The sequence below is a fragment of the Burkholderia sp. LMG 13014 genome (assembly GCF_905232215.1).
In the GTDB taxonomy this organism is placed as follows: Bacteria; Pseudomonadota; Gammaproteobacteria; order Burkholderiales; family Burkholderiaceae; genus Burkholderia.
Map to the genome: position 1 here is coordinate 1 of NZ_CAJNKE010000523.1, position 4,092 is coordinate 4,092.

The following is a 4,092-nucleotide window of genomic DNA, read 5'->3' on the forward strand; positions in this document are numbered from 1 at the left end:
GCGCTGCCCAGCCTGCGCCAGCACGGGCGCTACACGTTCGGCTGAGCGCCGCGCGCCGGTTCGTTTTCCTGCTTTGCCGCGTAAACGTCGTATGAGCGGAGTGTGGCGCTCCCGCTCGTGTACGGCCCTTGAGACACCCCCGCCGCGCCGCGGCGAAACGGACGTTTACGCGCTTTTTATACCTTGACGTGATCCTTTGCCGCGATCTTCACGCGAACCTTCATAAGATGGTTTCGTGGAAACGGAAGCCGCACGCGAAAACGCGCGACGGCAGCCGGCTCGCCTGACCGATGCCGGCTGCCGCTGCGCGGGCGTGCCGGCAAAAGGAAACCGCCATGTCTCTCTCTCCCATGACAGGCCCGCGCGCCGCGCAACCCGGCCATCCGCGCACGGCCGTGCGCTCGATGTTCGATCCCGCGCTCGTGCGCCCGGCGATCGCCGATTCGTTCAGGAAACTCACGCCGCGCACGCAGTTCCGCAACCCGGTGATGTTCTGCGTGTACGTCGGCAGCATCCTGACGACGATCCTGTGGATCGCCGCGCTGTTCGGCCAGGCCGAAGCACCCGCCGGCTTCATCGTCGCGATCGCGCTGTGGCTGTGGTTCACCGTGCTGTTCGCGAACTTCGCCGAAGCGCTCGCCGAAGGGCGTTCGAAGGCGCAGGCCGCATCGCTGCGCAGTGCGAAACACAACGTGGTCGCTAAAAAGCTCGCGGCGCCGCGTGCGAAGGCGCCCGTCGAGGTGATGGCGTCGACCGACCTGCGCAAAGGCGACGTCGTGCTCGTCGAAACCGGCGACACGATCCCGGCCGACGGCGACGTGATCGAAGGTGTCGCGTCGGTCGACGAATCGGCGATCACCGGCGAATCCGCGCCGGTGATCCGCGAGGCGGGCGGCGACTTCTCGTCGGTGACGGGTGGCACGCGTGTGCTGTCCGACTGGATCGTCGTGCGGGTCGCCGTCAATCCGGGCGAAGCGTTCCTCGACCGGATGATCGCGATGGTCGAGGGCGCGAAGCGCAAGAAGACGCCGAACGAGATCGCGCTGACGATCCTGCTCGTTGCGTTGACGATCGTGATGCTGCTTGCGACGGCCACCTTGCTGCCGTTCTCGACGTTCGCGGTCGAGGCGATGAAGGCCGGCCATGTCGTGACGATCACCGCCTTGGTGGCGTTGCTCGTGTGCCTGATCCCGACGACGATCGGCGGCCTCTTGTCCGCGATCGGCGTGGCCGGGATGAGCCGGATGATGCAGGCGAACGTGATTGCGACGTCGGGCCGCGCGGTGGAAGCGGCCGGCGACGTCGACGTGCTGCTGCTCGACAAGACCGGCACGATCACGCTCGGCAACCGCCAGGCGTCGGCGTTCGTGCCCGCGCCGTTCGTGACCGAGGAAGCGCTGGCCGATGCCGCGCAGCTGTCGTCGCTTGCCGACGAAACGCCGGAAGGCCGCAGCATCGTCGTGCTCGCGAAGCAGCGGTTCAACCTGCGCGAGCGCGACATGCAGGCGCTGCATCCGGTGTTCCTGTCGTTCAGCGCGCAGACGCGGATGAGCGGCGTCGACTTGACCCCCACGGGGACGTCCTCCGGGGCGCCCGGTCGCGAGATCCGCAAAGGCGCGGCGGATGCGATCAAGCATTACGTCGAATCCCACGGCGGCCGCGTCACGCGCGAAGTCGAAGCGGTCGTGACCGACATCGCGCGCCGCGGCAGCACGCCGCTCGCGGTGGCGGAGCGCGTCGACGGTGTCGCCCGCGTGCTCGGCGTGATCGAGCTAAAGGACATCGTGAAGGGCGGCATCAAGGAGCGCTTCGCGGAGCTGCGCAAGATGGGCATCAAGACCGTGATGGTGACGGGCGACAACCGGCTGACGGCCGCGGCGATCGCGGCGGAAGCGGGCGTCGACGATTTCCTCGCGGAAGCGACGCCGGAAACCAAGCTCGCGACGATCCGTGAGCACCAGGCGGTCGGCCGCCTCGTCGCGATGACGGGCGACGGCACGAACGACGCGCCGGCGCTCGCGCAGGCCGATGTGGCGGTCGCGATGAACACCGGCACGCAGGCGGCGAAGGAAGCCGGCAACATGGTCGACCTCGACTCGAACCCGACGAAGCTGATCGAGATCGTCGAGATCGGCAAGCAGATGCTGATGACGCGCGGCTCGCTGACGACGTTCTCGATCGCGAACGACGTCGCGAAGTATTTCGCGATCATCCCGGCCGCATTCGCGACGACGTATCCGCAACTGCGCGTGCTCGACGTGATGCATCTCGCATCACCGGCGTCGGCGATCCTGTCGGCGGTGATCTTCAACGCACTGATCATCGTCGCGCTGATCCCGCTGGCACTGAAGGGCGTGCGCTATCGCCCGCTCGGCGCGGCGCCGCTGCTGCGCAGGAACCTGTTGCTGTACGGCCTCGGCGGCGTGCTGCTGCCGTTCCCGTTCATCAAGCTGATCGACATGGTGCTGGTGGCATGCGGATGGGCGTGAGCATGGGCGCGCATGACGCCCCGGACGAAGGCGCCGCCGCATGAGCGAACCGACCGTCGTCATCGTGATCGTCGACGAAGACAGGTTCATCCGGCATTTCGTCCGTGTCGCGCTGAAGGCCGAACACATGCACGTCTGCGAGGCCGAGACGGGTGCGGCGGGCGTGGCGGCCGTCGGCGCACGACGGCCCGACCTGATCGTCGCGGACACAAACCTGCGAGACCTTGGCGGCACCGAACTGATCCGTGCGCTGCGCGCGTGCTCGGCCGCACCGCTGATCGTGCTGTCGGCGCTGAGTGCGGAAAGCGACAAGGTCGCCGCGCTCGACGCGGGTGCGGACGACTATCTGACCAAGCCGTTCGGTGCCGCCGAGCTGATTGCGCGGATTCGTGCGCACCTGCGGCGGCAGGCCGGCGGCGGGCGCGTCGACGCGGTGCGCGTGCGCTTCGGCGACGTGACCGTCGATCTAGGCGATCGCCAGGTGTGGCGCGGCGGTGCGCGCGTGCATCTGAGCCCGATCGAATTCCGCTTGCTGGCCGCGCTCGCGCATCACGCGGGCCGGCTGCTCACGCACGACCGCCTGCTGAGCGAGGTGTGGGGCGCGACGCACGGCAAGGATGCGCACTACCTGCGCGTGTATGTCGGCCATCTGCGGCGCAAGCTGGAGTGCGACCCGAGGCGGCCCGAATACATCGTGACGGAGACGGGCGTCGGCTACCGGCTCGTCGGCGTGCAGTAGCGACGCGCTCAGGGGTTCGCGGCCGTCCGCAGCGCGTCGTCACTCGCCGTGCCGCTCGAACGGCGCAGCTGCGCATCGAATTGCTGCACGCGCAGCGCGACGCGTTGCGCATAGCGCTTCGTGCCGCCGTTGTAGCGCACGAGCGCGGTTTCGACGTCGCCGTCCGCATCGTCGAGATAGCCGCGGAAGATGGCCGCGCCGATCCGCACGTTGGTGGCCGGATCGGACAAGTCCTTCACGTGCGCGACGAGATCGCGATGGGCGGTGGGCAGCACCTGCATCAACCCGCGCGCGCCGGCGACACTGACCGCGTGGCGATCGAAGCCCGACTCGACCGCGATGATCGCGAGCAGCAGCGCCGGTGCGAGCCCGTAGCGATCCGATTCGGTCTGCACCGCGCGGGCGATCGTGCGCGCGTCGGCATACGCGACGTGAAAGCGGTTGCGCAGCGCGGTGACGATCGTATCGAGGGTGGGGGGAGACGATGCTTCGGGCGTGCTGGCGGCGGTGACCGGTGCTGCGGGCGTGTCGTCGGCATGCGCGGGCAATGCGATCGACAGCGGCAGCACGATCGGGAAGAGCAGCAGAAGCCGCTTCAGCCGCAGGGCCGGGCGCACGCGTGTGCGTGGCAGCGGCCGGTCATACGATGGATAGGTTTCCTGCATGTCGTCGCATCGTGGTTCCGATGCGAAGACTGTACGCAGTTATGCATTGCGACCGTCGAAAGAAACCGGCACGCGAGATAAACGGCGCGTAAAGACGGGCGGACGGGCGGACGGGCGGTGCGCATGACCGCGCGGCGTCATTCGTCGCGGCCGCGCGTATCGCCGCCGCCTTTCGCGAGGCGCCATGCGATCGTACCGA

General features: G+C 68.3%; 3 protein-coding genes. 2 read left to right on the forward strand and 1 reads right to left on the reverse strand.

Annotated elements, in window-relative coordinates:
- Positions 1-404: 404 nt before the first annotated feature.
- Together kdpB and JYJ84_RS30110 are read left to right on the forward strand one after the other, a co-directional pair.
- A complete protein-coding gene (gene kdpB / locus JYJ84_RS30105) occupies positions 405-2,489 on the forward strand; it encodes a potassium-transporting ATPase subunit KdpB (RefSeq protein ID WP_175223403.1) in 2,085 nt (694 codons plus the stop codon).
- Between the two features lie 40 nt (positions 2,490-2,529).
- Positions 2,530-3,228, forward strand: coding sequence for a response regulator (locus JYJ84_RS30110; RefSeq protein ID WP_175223402.1), 699 nt, complete (start codon positions 2,530-2,532; stop codon positions 3,226-3,228).
- Between the two features lie 8 nt (positions 3,229-3,236).
- On the opposite strand, the gene JYJ84_RS30115 is transcribed toward JYJ84_RS30110, so the two are convergent.
- Entirely contained in the window at positions 3,237-3,893 is a 657-nt protein-coding gene (locus JYJ84_RS30115; RefSeq protein ID WP_174961789.1) for a transglycosylase SLT domain-containing protein, read from the reverse strand.
- Positions 3,894-4,092: the final 199 nt, after the last annotated feature.